The following is a 14,993-nucleotide window of genomic DNA, read 5'->3' on the forward strand; positions in this document are numbered from 1 at the left end:
GTGCACAAGCACTTCAACGGGTTGAAGACGGCCGTGCTGCTCGGCGGGATGAGCGCGCTGATCGTGCTGGTCAGCAGCCTGTTCGGCCGGACCGCACTGGTCATCGGCCTGCTGTTGGCCTTGGGCGTGAACGCCTACGCGTACTTCAACTCCGACAAGCTCGCGCTGCGGGCGATGCGGGCGGTGCCCGTGTCGCAAGTGGAGCAACCAGTGCTCTACGCCATCGTGCGGGAGCTGTCGCAGAAGGCGCGCCAGCCCATGCCCAGGCTCTTCCTGAGCCCGACGGTCGCACCGAACGCGTTCGCGACGGGCCGCAACCCGCGCAACGCCGCCGTGTGCTGCACCACGGGCATCCTCGACCTGCTCGACGAACGCGAACTGCGCGCCGTGCTCGGCCACGAGCTCGCGCACGTCTACAACCGCGACATCCTGATCAGCTGCGTGGCGGGCGCGCTGGCCGGCGTGATCACCATGCTGGCGAACCTGGCCCTGTTCGCGAGCATCTTCGGAGGCGGCGACTCCGACGACGAGGGCCCAGGACCGTTGGGGCTGCTGCTGATCGCCCTGCTCGGCCCGGTCGCGGCCACCGTCGTGCGCCTGGCCGTGAGCCGCTCGCGCGAGTTCCAGGCGGACCAGTCCGGCTCCGAGCTCACCGGCGACCCGCTCGCCCTGGCCTCGGCACTGCGCAAGATCGAGCAGGGGACGCGGGCGGCGCCGCTCGCACCGGAGCCGGAGGTGGTGTCGCAGAGCCACCTGATGATCGCGAACCCGTTCCGCTCGGGGGAACAGTTCGCCAGGTGGTTCTCGACCCACCCGCCGATCGCCGACCGCATCCGCAGGCTCGAGGAGATGGCGAGGCGTTAACGCCCGACCTTCGCCACGGCCATCAGGTACTCGCCGTACCCGGACTTGCCGAGCTTCTCGCCGAGCGCGTAGCACTCCTGCGCGGAGATGAAGCCCATGCGCAGCGCGATCTCCTCGGGACACGCGATGCGCACGCCCGTCCGGTGCTCCAGCACCTGCACGAACTGCCCGGCCTCGAGCAGCGAGTCGTGCGTGCCGGTGTCGAGCCACGCGAACCCGCGGCTCAGGTCCACGAGCTGCGCCCGCCCGTCGCGCAGGTAGTGCAGGTTGACGTCGGTGATCTCCAGCTCGCCCCGCGCCGACGGCTTGAGGTTCCGCGCGACGTCCACCACACCGTTGTCGTAGAAGTAGAGCCCGGTGATGGCCCTGTTCGACTTCGGCTTCGCGGGCTTCTCCTCGATGGACAACAACTTGCCCGACGCGTCCACCTCGCCCACGCCGTACCGCTCGGGGTCCTTCACCTGGTAGCCGAACAGCACACACCCGTCCAAAGTGGACGCGTGGTGCTGCAACGTGGTGGAGAAGCCCTGGCCGTAGAAGATGTTGTCGCCCAGCACCAGCGCCACGTCGTCACCACCGACGAAGTCCGCGCCGATGACGAACGCCTCCGCGAGCCCGTTCGGGGCGGCCTGCTCCGCGTAGGAGAAGGCCATGCCCCACTGGGACCCGTCACCGAGCAACCGCCGGAACAACGGCAGGTCGGTCGGCGTGCTGATGATCAGCACCTCCCGGATGCCGGCCAGCATGAGCACCGACAGCGGGTAGTAGATCATCGGCTTGTCGTACACCGGCAGCAACTGCTTCGAGACGGCCTGCGTGATCGGGTGCAGGCGCGTCCCGCTGCCACCGGCGAGGACGATGCCTTTCACCGGTAGTTGGTGAACTGGAGGGCGATGCCGAAGTCGGAGCCCTTCAGCAGCGAGATCACGTCCTGCAGGTGGTCCTTCTTCTTGCCGGAGACCCGCAACTGGTCGCCCTGGATCTGCGCCTGCACGCCCTTGGGCGCCTCGTCGCGGATCTTCTTGGCGATCTCCTTGGCCTTCTCGGACGTGATGCCCTGCACGAGATTTCCCGTGACCTTGAACACCTTGCCCGAGATCGCGGGCTCACCCACCTCGAACGCCTTCATCGAGATGTTGCGCTTGACCAGCTTCTCCTGGAAGACGTCGATCGCCGCCTTGCAACGCTCCTCGGTCTCGGAGGTGAAGGTGATCGCCTCCTCGCCGGCCCAGGCCACTGTGGTGTTGGTCCCGCGGAAGTCGAAGCGCGTGCTCAGCTCCTTGGAGGCCTGGTTGAGCGCGTTGTCGACCTCCTGCCGGTCCACCTTGCTCACCACGTCGAACGACGGGTCCGCCACGACTTCACTCCTCAACGATCTCGGGGTCACAGCCAGCGTCGATGCTACTGGGGTACCCCGATTTGGGGCTCCCCGAAGGGGTTATGTATTGTTCCGCCTGCACCGTTACGGCGGTGTGGGGCGGGTTGCCCGAGCGGCCAATGGGAGCGGACTGTAAATCCGTCGCGAAAGCTACAGAGGTTCGAATCCTCTACCCGCCACATCGAAAGGTCCCTGTGACTCAGCGCGCGCTGAGTCACAGGGACCTTTCTGTTGTTCGCGGTCGATTCCGGCGGTCCTGGACTGAGCATTGACCGCATCAGGTGACGTGGAAGACCGGCCAGCCGATCTCGGTGCGCCACGCGGAGGGATCGCTCGAGTCACGAGGGCCGACGAGGTACACCTCCCGCACCGGCCCGGCCACCGACATCGCGTTCTCCACCACCCAGGTTCCGAGGGCGCCGTAGGTGACGTCGACGCCGTCGTGCTCGCCGACGTGGGTTGCGACGGCCAGTTCGGCGGCGGGGAGGGTCACCGGGTGCACGCGTCCGGTGCGGGGTGGTGCGGCGGTCGGAAGGTAGACGAGGGCGTGGCCGCGCTCGTGTTCGAAGAGGGCGTTGTCGTAGTTGCCGCCTGGTGGTCCGGTCGCGGTGGAGCCGACGGCCGCGTCCAGTTCGGCCATCGCGCCCGCGAACCAGGCCTCGACGTCGCCGTGCTCGACCACGGCCTCCACCGCCGCGACCGCGCGGGCGGGCTCCGCGCGCAGTTCGACGTCGATCGGCGCGGGGTCGGGACGGAGCAGGCGTCGCAGCGACACGACCGCGGCCCGCGTGCGGTCGAGCACGTGTTCGAGGCGTTGCAGGTGGTCTGCGACCAAGGCCGCCCGGACGCCGGGGTCGGGGGTTCGCAGGATTCGCTGCACGTCGTTCAGGGGGACGTCGAGTTCGCGGAGCCGGTGGATGACCTGTGCGGTCGGGATCTGGTCTACGCCGTAGTAGCGGTAACCGGTGACGTCGTCCACCACGGCGGGTTCCAGCAGGGCTGCTTCGTGGTACCGGCGGAGGGTCCGCACGCTCAAGTGGGTCAGCCGCGAGAACTCCCCGATGGTCAGCACCCGTTCATTGTGGACTCTCCCCCTGGGAGAGGGTCCACGCCTTGACCCTCCCGCGCCGCGAGGTCGCACGGTGGGCTCATGACACAGCACACCGAACTGCTCCCGGCCACCGTGCGTGAGTTCCTCGCCGCCCACGTCGGGCGCGACGCCGACACGGCCTCGTCGTTCCTCGCCGAGGACGTGGTGGTCGTCGACCAGGACGAGACCTTCCGCGGCAGGGAGGAGGTCCACGCGTTCCTGCGGGACGCCGGGTCCGAGTTCGAGTACACGACCGAGCAGGTCGGTGCCCGCCGCGTTGATGACGCCCACTGGGTGGTGACGGTGCGGCTCGAGGGCACGTTCCCGGGTGGCGTCGCTGAGCTCGACTACCGGTTCGCGTTGCGGGGTGGGCTCGTCGCCGAACTCGTCATCGCCAACCACACGGCCTGACCGAATCCTTCACCCACACACAGGGCCTCTGACCGAACAGGTCAGGGGCCCATCGTCGTATCGTCTTACACGACCGAGGGGGGATCTCAGTGCGCACGCAGATGGCAACCGAGGCCGGCAGGACGACCGCGCCGAGCGAGGACCGCGCTCTGGTCGGGCCGAACCTGCTCGCCGTGCTCGACGGCGTGACGGCGAAGCCCGAGACCGGGTGCGCGCACGGGGTCGGGTGGTTCGCCGACCAGCTGTCGGCGGAGATCCTGCGGTTCGCCCACCTCGAGCCGGCGGCGGCGCTCGCGGAAGCCATCAAGCATGCCGCTGAGCTGCACGTGAGCACGTGCGACCTCGATCATCCCGACTCGCCGAGCGTGGCTGTCGCGGTGGTGCAGATCAAGGACGACGTGCTGCGGTACCTGGTGTTGGGGGACTCCACGGTGGTGATCGACACGAAGCGCGAGTTGCTCGTGGTGAGTGACAGGCAGACGAATCGCACGGCTGGTGCGAAGGTTGCTGATGTCGAGCACGCGCTCACCGGTGAGGTGGCGATGCAGGACGTGCGGCGGGTGGCGGTCCTGTCGGACGGGGCGGCGCGGGCGGTGGACCTGTTCAACCTCTTCGATTGGCGTCAGGCGTTGGAACTGATGGCGGCGAACGGGCCGGATGACCTCATCCGCAAGATGCGCGCCGTCGAAAAGGAAGACGCCAAGGGTGTGGATTGGCCTCGCGAAAAGATTTCCGACGACGCGACTGTCGTTTACCTCGACCGGTGATGGTCTGACCATCAATGGCGGGGCGCGGGTTCCACGCCTCGGCGGCGTGCGATCGCCTTCATGTTGTCCTCGCCCCAGTCGCCCAGGGGGAGCAGCGCCTCGTTGAGGCGGACGCCCAGCGCGGTCAGTGAGTACTCGACGCGGGGTGGGACCTCGTGGAAGACCTCGCGGTGCACGATCTCGTCCGCTTCCATCTCGCGCAGCACCTGGATCAGCATCTTCTCGCTGATGCCGGAGACGGAGCGGCGCAGTTCGCCCGTGCGCACGGGGCCTTCGTGCAGCGCCCACAGGATCAGGGCCTTCCACCGGCCGCCGATCACGTCGATCGCCGCGTCGAGGCCGCACACGTAGTTTCGGGGCTTCATCAGGATCCTTACCGAAAAGTGGGTACCTGACAAAATAGTAGGTACTTGTCGATCCGCCAGTGCCAGAACGAGCATTCAGGGCATGGGGATCAAGGAAACCGTGAGCGTGCTCGGCCTCGGTCGGATGGGCAGCGCGCTCGCGAAGGCTCTCGTTGAAGAGGGCTACGAAGTGACGGTGTGGAACCGCACGCCGAAAACCGTCCCGAACGCCAGAAGTGTTGGCACGCCGCAGGAAGCGTTCAAGAGCGATGTCGTCGTCACGTGCCTGTCGACGTACGACGTGCAAGAACCGTTGCTCACCAACGAGATCAAGACGCTCGTCAACCTGACGTCCGGTACGCCGGAGGAGGCCCGCCGGACCGCGCAGTGGGCGAAGGCGAACGGGGTCGAGTACGTCGACGGCGTGATCATGGCCGTGCCGCAGCAGATCGGGACGGAACAGGCCAGGATCCTGTTCAGCGGCAACGAGAAGCATCACGTCCTGCACGCGTTCGGCGAGCCGGTGCACGTCGGTGAGGACGCGGGGCTCGCGGCGCTGTACGACCTCGCGTTGCTCGGCATCATGTGGGCCACGTTCGGCGGCTACCTGCAGGCGGTCGCGTTGATGGGCAGCGAGGGCATCACGCCGGAGCGGTTCACGCCGATGACCACGAGCTGGCTGAACGAGATGAGCACCCTGCTGCCCGAGATGGGCGAGGAGACGCGGACCCGGCGCTACGAGACCGACGTGTCCGCGCTCGACATCAACGTGTCCGGGCTGCGCCTGCTCACCGAGGCCAGCCGCGCGCAGGGCCTCGACACCACCCTCCCGCAGGCCCTGCACGGCCTGTTCGAACGCGCCCAGGGCAACGGCCACGGCGCGCACAGCATCGCGAGCGTCATCGAGGAGATCCGGAAGTGAAGTACCTGGGCAAGAAGGCGGTCGTCACGGGCGGCACGCACGGCATGGGCCGCGCCACGGTCGACAAGCTCATCGAACAAGGTGCCGAGGTGCTGCTCACGGGACGCACGACAGACAAGGCCGAAGGCATCAAGGCGCACGCCGTGGCGTCGGACGCGGCGAACCTCCAGGACATCGCCCGGCTCGAAACCGAGGTGCGGGAACGGCTCCAGGAGATCGACCTGCTCTTCGTGAACGTCGGCCACGCGACGCTGACCCCGTTCGCGGACGCCACCGAACCCGAGTACGACCGCACGTTCGACATCAACACCAAGGGCGCGTTCTTCACGGCGCAACGCCTGGCGCCGCTCATCAAGGACGGCGGCGCGATCGTCTTCACGACCAGCGTCGCCACCGGGCAGGGCGCCGAGGGGCTGACCCTCTACGCGGCGGCCAAGGCCGCGGTGCGGTCCTTCGCGCGCGGGTTCGCCGCGGAGCTCGCGCCTCGGGGGATCAGGGTCAACGTGGTGAGTCCCGGCTTCATCGACACCCCGTCCATGGGTGTCGTGGGCGCGCCGCCGGAGGTGTTGCAGCAGTTCAAGGAGGAGGGCGACCGCATCACGCCCCTCAAGCGCCACGGCACGATGGACGAGGTCGCGGACGCCGTGCTGTTCCTCGGTTTCGACGCCACCTTCACGACCGGTGCGGAGCTCGCGGTCGACGGGGGACTGGGCCAGGGCGTCAGCGCCTGAGAAGAAATCTCCTGACAAAAATCTTCGGGGAAACCTGTCACACCTCCGTCTCCTGCCGGGTCGACCAGGAAACAGGAGACGAAGGAGAACGAAGATGAGGATCGCGAACCCGATGATGTCGGTGCCCGGCGCCATGAAGGCGATGCTGGACCTGTCCGCGGCCGCGGCGGCGACGGGACTGGACGCGGACTTCGTGGAGCTGATCTGCCTGCGGGTCAGCATCATGAACGGCTGCGGGGCTTGCATCGACTACCACACCAAGTTGCTGCGCAAGGCGGACGTGGCGGACGAGCGGGTCTACGCCGTCGCCGGCTGGAGGGACGTCCCCTACTACACCGACGCGGAGAAGGCGGCGTTCGCGCTCGCGGAGGAGATGACGCACGTGCAGGTCAGCGACGCCGTGTGGGCGGAAGTCGCGCGGCACTGGACCGAGCAGCAGCTCGCCGGTCTGATGCTGGCGATCTGTGCGATCAACACGTGGAACCGGCTCAACATCGCGTCACAGCAGAAGGTGTCCGCCTAGGACGGACAGAGAGAGACCGGCGCGCAAGAGCTTCCTCTCTCTTGCGTGCCGGTCTCAGCGCGAAGCGTACCCCATGTCGAACAAATGTTCGATCATTGGGCGATCAACACGCCCGTCAGCTGGCGGCGAGTGCCGCTCGGCCGTCGTCGGTCAGTTCAGCACAGACGCGAAGGCCGAAGCTGGTCGGCTGCGCGGCGCGCAGCAGGCCCGCGTGCACGAGGTCGTGCGTCGCGGTGCGGTCGCAGCACGGCAGCCCGTCGACGTACAGGTCGGGCTCCGCACCGCCCGTCACCTCGGCACGTCCCGCGGCGACAGCCCGCAGCATCGATCTCGCTCTTCCGCTGAGTTCCATCTCGGCCCCCCGGGAGTGATGTCCGAATCCACTTACCCCTTTGTCGAAATAGAGGCCGGATTCGTTCCACAAGTACGGGTTCGTTCGGGTTCTTCGCTTGTGTGAACGGGTAGATCATGTCCCACTAGGCCGTTCGGGTCGGGAAGACACGCCGGGGGACGGGCGCAGCGCGGGGCGGCGTGCCCACACCGTCCAGCGCGGGCGGTAGCCGTTCGAGTACCAGAACGGCGTCGAGCGCGGGTTCGGCAAGGCGTGGTGGAGCAGTGTTGCTGCCACTCCGGCGTCGTCCAGCACCGAGTGCGCGTGTGCGACGAGAGCGCTGCCCGCGCCCGTGCCGCGCGCATCGGGCCGCACGCCGAGATGGCCGAGGTATGCGAACGGCTGCGCTGAGGCGAACCGCTCCATCCACCCCGCGTCCTGCGGCATGTCGACGTAGATCATGCCGACGGGCGTGTCTCCCGAGACCGCGAGCCACATCGCCTCGTGGTCGCGGTCGAGGACCTCGGCCAGTGCCGACCGCAGGTGCTCCGCGGTGTTCGGGCGTTCGGTGACCATGCCGAACGCGGTGTCGTACCGGACCGTGTGCATGTTCAGGTCGACCACGACGTCCAGGTCGTCCCAGGTCGCCGCCCGCACGCCCACCTCCGACGGCCGCGGCGCGGGGGAGCGGCCGGCGAGGCGTTCGGCGATCACGGTGAGAGGGGCGAAGCCGCGGTGGATCAGCGGTAGCGCGTCGGCGTGGCTCGGCAACGTCACCACCGCCGCGGTGTCGGGGTCGCCGGGGTGGGTGAGCCGCGGTTCCCACTCGTCGAGCAGCGCGGGCAGGTCGCAGCCGGGCTGCCAGTGCAACCGGTGCAGGCGCAGGGGTCCCCAGGTCGCTCCCAGCGAATCCGGATCGGTCTCGGTGAAGGAAAAGATGTCGGCCACGCCCCATCTGAGCATGGCAGGGTCGGCCTCGTGGAGATCTACGTCGTGGACTCGTTCACCAGCAAGCCCTTCGCGGGCAACCCCGCCGGGGTCGTGCTCCTCGCCGAACCACGTGACGACGCCTGGATGCAGGCCGTCGCGGCCGAGATGAAGCACGCCGAAACCGCCTTCGTCACCCCTGACAACCACCTCCGCTGGTTCACGCCGGAGACCGAGGTGGACCTGTGCGGGCACGCCACCCTCGCCACCGCGCACGTGCTGGGCGGCGAGCAGTCGTTCACCACGCGTAGCGGGGTGCTCACATGCACAAATGACGATGGATGGGTCCGGATGGACTTCCCCGCGGACCCACCAGAGTTGATTGACCCGCCAATCGGTCTAGCGGAAGCGCTGCCACATGCGACGATCAAGTCCGTGTCGCGCGGGCGCTTCGACTTCCTGATCGAGTTGGAGAGCGCCGCGGAGGTCCGTTCCCTGCGACCCGACGTCCAAGGACTGACACAAATCCAGTCACGCGGAGTGATCGTGACGGCCGTCGGCGACGGAGATGCGGACGTCGTCAGCCGCTGCTTCTACCCGTCCGTCGGCATCCCGGAGGACCCCGTCACCGGATCGGCCCACTGCACCCTTGCGTCCTATTGGGTGCCTCGGCTCCAGCGCGCTGACCTGCTCGCGGAGCAGGCGTCGCCGCGCGGGGGGTTCGTCAGGGCGACCCTCGCCCAAGATCGCGTGCTGCTCTCGGGGCAGGCCGTGACGGTGCTCCAGGGGCGCCTCAGCGTCTAGCCACGTCTGGGTGAATCGACGTCACCAACCGTGCTCGACCTGCCATTTCGTCCCCCGAGCGGGGTACATTGGTGCCCCTGGAGGGGTCCTGATCGCCAAAGGCGGGACCCCTCAGTCACGCCTAGAGGATCCCCTCACCCAGGCCGACGAGGAGGCTGGATGTCCGACCGAGCGTCGGCCCCCGTGTCGGACTCGGCCGCCTGGTCGGCCAAGTCGACCAACCGCGCGTTCAGCGCGTTCGCCGTCACCCTCCTGGTGGCAGGCGTCGTCTGCGCGGGCATGGTCGCGGCGTGGCTCCCGGAGCGGGAGACCACCTCCCTGTTCTGGATCGGCCCCCTCCTCGTCGTCGGCTTCCTGCTGGCGGAACAGCTCGCGATCAACGTCGACGTCCGCAGCGGCGTCGCGTGGACGATCTCCTTCACCGAGATCCCGCTGGTCCTGGGCCTGCTCGTCGCCCCGTTCGAGATCGTGCTCGCCGCGCACGTGGTCGCGGGCGTGGGCACGTTGCTCGGCAGGCGGATCCTCGACAGGGCCGTCTACAACGCGGGCCTCATGTTCATGGAGATCTCCGTGGCGTTCGCCGCCGCGGAGGCCGTGAACCGCATGATCGGCGCCGGCGGCCCGTTCTGGGCAGGCGCCTTCGTCGGCACCATCACCGTGCCGATGCTCGCGAGCGTGCTGGGCCTGTGCGCACTGCGCCTCATGGGCAAGTCGATGCGCGTCGGCAACAGCCTCCGTCTGGTGCTGCAGACGCTGGTCGTGGCTCTGCTGAACACCTCGATCGGCCTCGTCGGCTACCAGATCGTCGCCACCACCGAGTGGGGCGGCGTCCTGATCATCCTGGTGCTCGCGGGAATCGTGGCCACCTACCTCGCCTACTCCGGGCTGCTGCGCGAACAGCGCGACCTGGAGGCGTTGAGCGAGGTCAGCCTCAGCGTCGCGAGGTCGGGACAGCTCGGCACCGGCCCGCGCCAGCCCGACGACGACCTGAACGCGGGCGTCGAAGAGGACGAGTGGCAGCAGATCGCGGAACGCATCCGCGAGCAGCTCAACGCGAACAGGGTCGTGCTGCGCCTGCGCACCGACCCGCAGGAAGCCATGATCACCCTCGTTGCCGGCGAACCGCTGCCCGAGGAGATGACCGCGACGGACCCCCGTGCCGTGCGCGAAGACCCCGTTCTCCAGCTGCCGGGCACGCACGTCCGCTACTACCGCGTCGCCGACGCGACCGAGGACGTCACCGAGGCCCTGCTGCGCCGTGACGCGCAGGAGGCCCTGGTCGTCCCGTTGCGCGGCGCGACCCAGCTGCTCGGCGCCGTCGAGGCGCACGACCGGCTCTCGCGCTGGCGCGGTTTCGGCAAGGCGGACATCCAGCTGCTGCGCACGCTGGCCTCGCACCTCGCGACGGCCGTCGACAACCGGCGCCTGCTCGCCCGCCTGCGCCACGACGCCTACCACGACCCGCTGACCGGCCTGCTGAACCGGGCCGGCCTTCGTGAGGCCTGCGCCGAATCCCTGCGCGAGTCCCAGCGGGGCGTGGTGCTGCGCATCGACCTCGACATCCTGTCGACGGTCTCCGACGCGCTCGGCCAGGCCTGGGGCAACCGGATGGTCGTCGCCGCCGGACGCCGGCTGCGCGACGCCCTCGGCGCCGACGTGCCGCTCGCACGGCTCGAGGGTGGCGCGTTCGCCGCGTACCTCGACGACGAGCGCGCGGCGACCGCCCACGAGACCGCGGAACGGTTGCGTGCCGGGCTTTCCGTGCCGTACCCGGTCGACCGCCTGACCGTCGAGGCCTCCGCCGTCGTGGGATACGCGTCCAAGGCGGACTCCGAGACCGAGGACCCGGACCCCGACGCGTTGCTGCAGCGGGCGGACGTCGCCGTGCGCGCGACGTCCGAGGGCACGCCGGTGAAGGCCTACGCACCGTCGATGGGCCACCTGTTCCTGCGCCGCTTCCAGCTCGTGACGCAGTTCCGCCAGGCCGTCGAGACCGGCCAGATCTCGGTGCACTACCAGCCGAAGGTCGCCCTGCCGTCCCGTCAGGTCGTGGGCGCGGAGGCCTTGGTGCGCTGGACGCATCCGGAGTTCGGCCGCGTCGACCCGGACGAGTTCGTGCCGGCCGTCGAGGCCACCGGTCTCGTGGACGTGCTGACGGACTTCGTGATGGACCGCGCGCTGGAACGCGTCCGCCGCTGGCTCGACCGCGGGCTGCGGATGTCCATCGCGGTGAACCTCTCCGTGCGGACGCTCGGCGACGAGGACTTCCCGAACCGCGTGGAAGCCGCGCTGGAGCGCCACGACGTGCCTTCGGGGCTGCTGACCTTCGAGCTCACCGAGTCGGGCGTCATGGCCGATCCCGAGCGCGCTCTGCCGGTGCTGAGGCGCCTGCACGCGATCGGCGTCGTGCTGGCGGTCGACGACTTCGGCACCGGCTACTCGTCGCTCGCGTACCTGCGCCAGCTGCCGGTCGACGAGGTCAAGATCGACAAGTCGTTCGTGCTCGGGATGGGCACGGACCTCGGCGACATGGCCGTGGTCCGCTCGATCGTGGAGCTCGGGCACTCACTCGGCCTCGTGGTCGTCGCGGAAGGCGTGGAGGACGACGCCGCGCGCGACCAGCTCGTCGGGATGGGCTGCGACGTCGCGCAGGGCTACCTGATCTCCCGGCCGCTCTCCGAAGATCGCTTCGAGGCGTGGCTGCGGGCACGAACCGTGCAGGTCAGGGGTGCTCGCGATGAGACGGTGCTCACCTTGGTCCACTAGAGGGACCCCCGGATTTCGTTCTTGGTAGACGCGTGTTGTAGAGTTCTAGACAGCTCAGCAAGAACGAAAGAGCAAGCCCCTTTAGCTCAGTCGGCAGAGCGTCTCCATGGTAAGGAGAAGGTCTACGGTTCGATTCCGTAAAGGGGCTCTACAACTGGCCGCAGTGCTGAGCGCTGCGGCTTGAGTTGTGTTAAAGCGGTGTAGCTCAGTTGGTAGAGCAAGCGGCTCATAATCGCTGTGTCGCCGGTTCAAGTCCGGCCACCGCTACTCAGCAACATCTCGGGCGACGTCAGTCGCCCACCCCGCCAGACGGTAAGCCCGGACTGGGTTCTCACGGGGTTCGCGTGCTCTCAGGAAGGCAAGGACCGTGGCTGCAACCGACGTACGCCCGAAGATCACCCTCGCGTGCGAGGAGTGCAAGCACCGGAACTACATCACCAGGAAGAACCGGCGCAACGACCCGGACCGCCTGGAGATCAAGAAGTTCTGCCCGAACTGCAAGACGCACCGCGCGCACAAGGAAACCCGCTGAGCGCGTAGCAGCTTTCGACCGAGGCCCGTCCCACACGTGGGGCGGGCCTCGTCGCATATAGGCTCATTCGGTGCCTCTCGACCCCGCTTTCATCGGACGTAGTTATCCGCCGTCGCAGCCGTACGACGTGAGCCGCGAGAAGATCCGCGAGTTCGCCGACGCCATCGGCGCGACCAGCCCGGCCTACCGCGACGCCGACGCGGCGAAGGCGCTGGGGCACGGGGACGTCATCGCACCGCCGACGTTCGCGATCGTCGTGTCGATGAAGACGAACGAGACGGTCATGTTCGACCCGGAGCTGGAGCTCGACTACAGCCGCGTCGTGCACGGCGACCAGAACTTCACGCACCACCGCCCCATCACCGCGGGCGACCAGCTCGTCAGCACCACGCACATCGACGCCATCACGTCCCGCATGGGCAACGACATGGTGACCGTGCGGACGGAGATCAGCACGGTGGGCGGCGAGCCCGTCACCACCGCCAAGTCCATGCTCGTCGTGAGGGGAGAAGACGCGTGAGCGCGGCAGTCAGCACCGAGGTGGGCACCGAACTGCCAGCGCTGTCCGTGCGCCTCAAGCGCGACGACCTGGTGCGCTACGCAGGCGCCTCGCTGGACTTCAACCCGATCCACTGGAACGAGAGGACGGCCAGGGAGGTCGGCCTGCCGGACGTCATCGCGCACGGCATGCTGACCATGGCCGTGGCCTCGCGGATCGTCGCGGAGTGGATCGGCGACCCCGGCGCGATCGTCGAGTACGGGTGCCGTTTCGGCAGGCCCGTGGTGGTGCCCGACGACGGCGAGGGCGCGCTGGTCGAGGTGACGGCGAAGGTCACCAAGGCCTTCGACGACGGAACTGTGAAGGTCAACATCAACGCGGCTTTTGACGGCAAGTCGGTGTTGACAGGCGCTTTCGCCCGCGTGCGCGTCAGCTGATCTTGTGATCAAGAACACCACCGGACAACCCGGTCCGGTGGTGTTTGCGGTGCTCACGCCGGAATCGGGGCTTCGCGAGCCCTCGGTTGCACGACCCTGATTCGTGTTCTCGGTTCGCGTGTGGGTAGGCTGTGCGACAGGCCGCTGGGCAAGTGTCTGAGCGGTCTGGTTGGAATGGACGGGGCAGGCTCCCGTACACTTCCTGCGTTGGCCAGGGGATTTCGTGACGAGATCTCAAAGGGGCGTAGCTCAACTGGCAGAGCAGCGGTCTCCAAAACCGCAGGTTGCAGGTTCAAGTCCTGTCGCCCCTGCTGTCGAAGCGCGTCATGGGTGGAGTGGAGGCACGGCATGAGCGAGGGCCGCGAGCAGGACCAGCCGGAGGAGCGCGAAGGCGCTGTCCGGCCGTCCACTGCTGCGGCGCGACGTGAACGTCGTGCCTCCTCTCGCCCGGCCGCCCGCAAGGACGGCAGCAGCGCTGAGTCGAAGAAGAGCGTCGCCAAGTCCGAGGATTCGGACGACGACGCGAAGAAGAGTCGCCCGACCAAGTCCCGTGACGGGCAGGAGAAGCGTCCTTCGCTGATCGGGCGGGGTTTCCGCTACATCCGCGAGGTCGTCAGCGAACTCCGCAAGGTGATCTGGCCGACGCGCAAGCAGTTGGTCACCTACACCGGCGTCGTGCTGGTGTTCGTGGTCTTCATGGTGGCGCTGGTGTGGGCTCTCGACCTCGGCTTCGGCGCGGCTGTTTTCGAGTTGTTCGGCTGAGCCGGACAGCTGCCGCTGCAACCAGGAAGCGAGATCCACAGTGAGCTCCGACAACGGCGTTGACGCCCAGGAGAAGACCGACCTCATCGACGACGAGGTGTCCGAGGACACCGCGACGGACGAGACGGTCGAGTCGGAGGCTGTGGACTCCGAGGCCGACGCTGTCGACGCCGGCACCGAGGACGAGAGCGACGAGGAGTCCGAAGAGGACGCCGACGTTCTCGCGATCGACGAGACGCCGATCGACGAAGAGCCCGAGGACCCCGCCGAAGAGCTGCGCCAGGCCCTGCGCCGCGCGCCCGGCGACTGGTACGTCGTGCACTCGTACGCCGGCTACGAGAACAAGGTCAAGGCGAACCTCGAGACTCGTATCCACACGCTCGACATGGAGGACTACATCTTCCAGGTCGAGGTGCCGACCGAAGAGGTCACCGAGATCAAGAACGGCCAGCGCAAGCTGGTGCAGCGCAAGGTGCTGCCCGGCTACATCCTGGTCCGCATGGAGCTCACCGACGCGTCCTGGAGCGCCGTCCGCAACACGCCGGGCGTGACCGGGTTCGTCGGAGCCACCTCGAAGCCCTCGCCCCTCACGATCGACGAGGTGCTGAAGTTCCTGCTCCCGCAGCAGGAGCAGAAGCCGGCCGAGGGCAAGAAGGCCGCCTCCGCCACCGTGTCGAAGCCGACCATCGAGGTCGACTTCGAGGTCGGCGAGTCGGTCACCGTCATGGACGGCCCGTTCGCCACGCTGCCGGCAACGATCAGCGAGGTCAACGCGGACGGCCAGAAGCTGAAGGTCCTGGTGTCGATCTTCGGCCGGGAGACGCCGGTCGAGCTGTCGTTCAGCCAGGTCTCCAAGATCTGAGCGGTCCTCCCTCAACCGGAAGACCGATCGGCCACGCGGCGGC

19 protein-coding genes and 4 tRNA genes are annotated in these 14,993 nt (G+C 68.0%); 17 read left to right on the plus strand and 6 right to left on the minus strand.

Annotation, left to right across the window (positions count from 1 at the left end; translation table 11 throughout):
* Positions 1–864 (plus strand): zinc metalloprotease HtpX, encoded by an 864-nt coding sequence (gene htpX, locus IE307_RS12965; RefSeq protein ID WP_191298141.1) that lies wholly within the window; start codon positions 1–3, stop codon positions 862–864.
* Here htpX and rfbA read toward each other — a convergent pair.
* Together rfbA and IE307_RS12975 are read right to left on the minus strand one after the other, a co-directional pair.
* Complete coding sequence (gene rfbA / locus IE307_RS12970) at positions 861–1,733, minus strand: glucose-1-phosphate thymidylyltransferase RfbA (RefSeq protein ID WP_191298142.1); 873 nt, start codon at positions 1,731–1,733, stop codon at positions 861–863. The two genes, htpX and rfbA, sit on opposite strands and share 4 nt — an antisense overlap.
* Entirely contained in the window at positions 1,730–2,221 is a 492-nt protein-coding gene (locus tag IE307_RS12975; RefSeq protein WP_189160100.1) for a YajQ family cyclic di-GMP-binding protein, read from the minus strand. Before IE307_RS12975 ends, rfbA begins: the two co-directional genes overlap by 4 nt.
* Positions 2,222–2,340: 119 nt before the next feature.
* On the opposite strand from IE307_RS12975, the gene IE307_RS12980 reads away from it, so the two are divergent.
* Positions 2,341–2,421 (plus strand) — tRNA-Tyr (locus IE307_RS12980).
* Between the two features lie 98 nt (positions 2,422–2,519).
* Here the strand turns inward: IE307_RS12980 and IE307_RS12985 are convergent.
* Positions 2,520–3,314: a MerR family transcriptional regulator gene (locus IE307_RS12985; RefSeq protein WP_191298143.1), complete on the minus strand. Its 795-nt coding sequence runs from the start codon at positions 3,312–3,314 to the stop codon at positions 2,520–2,522.
* A gap of 78 nt (positions 3,315–3,392) precedes the next feature.
* On the opposite strand from IE307_RS12985, the gene IE307_RS12990 reads away from it, so the two are divergent.
* On the plus strand, positions 3,393–3,743 hold the full coding sequence (locus IE307_RS12990; RefSeq protein WP_191298144.1) for a nuclear transport factor 2 family protein: 351 nt from the start codon (positions 3,393–3,395) through the stop codon (positions 3,741–3,743).
* A gap of 101 nt (positions 3,744–3,844) precedes the next feature.
* Positions 3,845–4,510, plus strand: coding sequence for a protein phosphatase 2C domain-containing protein (locus tag IE307_RS12995; RefSeq protein WP_268250370.1), 666 nt, complete (start codon positions 3,845–3,847; stop codon positions 4,508–4,510).
* 11 nt (positions 4,511–4,521) lie between these two features.
* On the opposite strand, the gene IE307_RS13000 is transcribed toward IE307_RS12995, so the two are convergent.
* Positions 4,522–4,875, minus strand: coding sequence for a winged helix-turn-helix transcriptional regulator (locus IE307_RS13000; RefSeq protein WP_191298146.1), 354 nt, complete (start codon positions 4,873–4,875; stop codon positions 4,522–4,524).
* A gap of 82 nt (positions 4,876–4,957) precedes the next feature.
* Between IE307_RS13000 and IE307_RS13005 the strand changes: the two genes are divergently transcribed.
* The 3 genes from IE307_RS13005 (at position 4,958) to IE307_RS13015 (ending at position 7,030) form a co-directional block, all read left to right on the plus strand.
* Complete coding sequence (locus IE307_RS13005; protein WP_229904652.1) at positions 4,958–5,776, plus strand: NAD(P)-dependent oxidoreductase; 819 nt, start codon at positions 4,958–4,960, stop codon at positions 5,774–5,776.
* A complete protein-coding gene (locus IE307_RS13010) occupies positions 5,773–6,507 on the plus strand; it encodes an SDR family NAD(P)-dependent oxidoreductase (RefSeq protein WP_191298147.1) in 735 nt (244 codons plus the stop codon). Before IE307_RS13005 ends, IE307_RS13010 begins: the two co-directional genes overlap by 4 nt.
* A gap of 94 nt (positions 6,508–6,601) precedes the next feature.
* Positions 6,602–7,030, plus strand: coding sequence for a carboxymuconolactone decarboxylase family protein (locus IE307_RS13015; RefSeq protein WP_191298148.1), 429 nt, complete (start codon positions 6,602–6,604; stop codon positions 7,028–7,030).
* 115 nt (positions 7,031–7,145) lie between these two features.
* Here IE307_RS13015 and IE307_RS13020 read toward each other — a convergent pair whose 3' ends face one another.
* Together IE307_RS13020 and IE307_RS13025 are read right to left on the minus strand one after the other, a co-directional pair.
* Entirely contained in the window at positions 7,146–7,355 is a 210-nt protein-coding gene (locus IE307_RS13020) for a hypothetical protein (RefSeq protein WP_229904653.1), read from the minus strand.
* Between the two features lie 141 nt (positions 7,356–7,496).
* Entirely contained in the window at positions 7,497–8,309 is an 813-nt protein-coding gene (locus IE307_RS13025) for a GNAT family N-acetyltransferase (RefSeq protein ID WP_191298150.1), read from the minus strand.
* A 30-nt stretch (positions 8,310–8,339) separates the two neighbouring features.
* On the opposite strand from IE307_RS13025, the gene IE307_RS13030 reads away from it, so the two are divergent.
* From IE307_RS13030 to nusG, 10 genes are all read left to right on the plus strand, one after another.
* Entirely contained in the window at positions 8,340–9,092 is a 753-nt protein-coding gene (locus IE307_RS13030) for a PhzF family phenazine biosynthesis protein (RefSeq protein WP_191298151.1), read from the plus strand.
* Positions 9,093–9,251: 159 nt separating this feature from the next.
* On the plus strand, positions 9,252–11,858 hold the full coding sequence (locus IE307_RS13035) for a putative bifunctional diguanylate cyclase/phosphodiesterase (RefSeq protein WP_191298152.1): 2,607 nt from the start codon (positions 9,252–9,254) through the stop codon (positions 11,856–11,858).
* Between the two features lie 75 nt (positions 11,859–11,933).
* Positions 11,934–12,006, plus strand: a tRNA-Thr gene (locus tag IE307_RS13040).
* 46 nt (positions 12,007–12,052) lie between these two features.
* Positions 12,053–12,125: transfer RNA gene (locus tag IE307_RS13045), tRNA-Met, on the plus strand.
* Positions 12,126–12,225: 100 nt separating this feature from the next.
* Complete coding sequence (gene rpmG, locus IE307_RS13050; protein WP_015105301.1) at positions 12,226–12,390, plus strand: 50S ribosomal protein L33; 165 nt, start codon at positions 12,226–12,228, stop codon at positions 12,388–12,390.
* Positions 12,391–12,460: 70 nt separating this feature from the next.
* On the plus strand, positions 12,461–12,910 hold the full coding sequence (locus IE307_RS13055; RefSeq protein ID WP_191298153.1) for a MaoC family dehydratase N-terminal domain-containing protein: 450 nt from the start codon (positions 12,461–12,463) through the stop codon (positions 12,908–12,910).
* Positions 12,907–13,326: a MaoC/PaaZ C-terminal domain-containing protein gene (locus IE307_RS13060; protein ID WP_191298154.1), complete on the plus strand. Its 420-nt coding sequence runs from the start codon at positions 12,907–12,909 to the stop codon at positions 13,324–13,326. The genes IE307_RS13055 and IE307_RS13060 overlap by 4 nt, the downstream gene beginning before the upstream one ends.
* A 238-nt stretch (positions 13,327–13,564) precedes the next feature.
* Positions 13,565–13,637, plus strand: a tRNA-Trp gene (locus tag IE307_RS13065).
* Between the two features lie 37 nt (positions 13,638–13,674).
* Positions 13,675–14,088 carry a preprotein translocase subunit SecE gene (gene secE, locus IE307_RS13070; protein WP_191298155.1) on the plus strand — a complete coding sequence of 138 codons (414 nt, stop codon included), beginning with the start codon at positions 13,675–13,677 and terminating at the stop codon, positions 14,086–14,088.
* 40 nt (positions 14,089–14,128) lie between these two features.
* Positions 14,129–14,950, plus strand: coding sequence for a transcription termination/antitermination protein NusG (gene nusG, locus IE307_RS13075; RefSeq protein WP_191298156.1), 822 nt, complete (start codon positions 14,129–14,131; stop codon positions 14,948–14,950).
* Positions 14,951–14,993: the final 43 nt, after the last annotated feature.

The organism is Lentzea cavernae, assembly GCF_014653695.1.
GTDB classification, from domain to species: Bacteria; Actinomycetota; Actinomycetes; order Mycobacteriales; family Pseudonocardiaceae; genus Lentzea; species Lentzea cavernae.